The 615-nt window shown below is 45.5% G+C and carries 1 protein-coding gene and 1 pseudogene; one reads left to right on the top strand and one right to left on the bottom strand.

The genetic code is table 11. From position 1 onward, the window contains the following. A pseudogene (locus tag DZ54_RS25125) lies at positions 1–171 on the bottom strand (IS4 family transposase); the annotation flags it as partial. A 79-nt stretch (positions 172–250) separates the two neighbouring features. Here DZ54_RS25125 and DZ54_RS23080 point away from each other — a divergent pair. Further along, positions 251–615 (top strand): transposase (locus DZ54_RS23080; protein ID WP_205619436.1); only part of this gene is annotated, 365 nt, incomplete at its 3' end.

Consider the following 615-nt stretch of genomic DNA (forward strand, 5'->3'; position numbering starts at 1 on the left):
GTTGTGTTTAGTTCTAGCTTGGCAAGGTAAGTTGCGACCAAGTTCGGTAAGCGTAAGCGTGTTGCTCTCAAGCAATGCTCGGCAAGCTAACATCAAGCTATTAAGTCGCTTTAAATGCAGTTCAGGACAGAATTGGTAGAGAGAGTCATGTAAGATATTGAGTTCGCACATCTTGTTGTCTGATTATTGATTTTGGTAGTGTTCAGAATTCTGTGTCATTTCGTTAGAATGGTCGAAAGAGGAATGATACATGACCGACAAGAAAATAGAACTCGATATGGAAGCTGCCCTAGAAGCGCTTCGTAGTGGCAAAGGTGTTACTGGCAAAGATGGCGTCTTAACACCTTTGATCAAACAGCTAACCGAAGCTGCAATAAAAGCTGAGCTAGACGCGCATTTAGAGGCAGATCTAGAGCCTAACCGAAAGAATGGCTATAGCAAGAAGACGATGAAATCCTCCGCTGGCGAGTTTGACCTGCAGACACCCCGTGATAGATCCGGTACCTTCGAGCCGCAACTGGTGAAGAAGAGCCAAACTCACTTGACTGATGATTTAGAGCGCAAGGTCATTGCCCTGTTCGCCCTCGGTAACAGCTATCAGGACATACGAACTCA

It is taken from the genome of Salinivibrio socompensis S35, assembly GCF_000513715.1.
GTDB lineage: Bacteria > Pseudomonadota > Gammaproteobacteria > Enterobacterales > Vibrionaceae > Salinivibrio > Salinivibrio socompensis.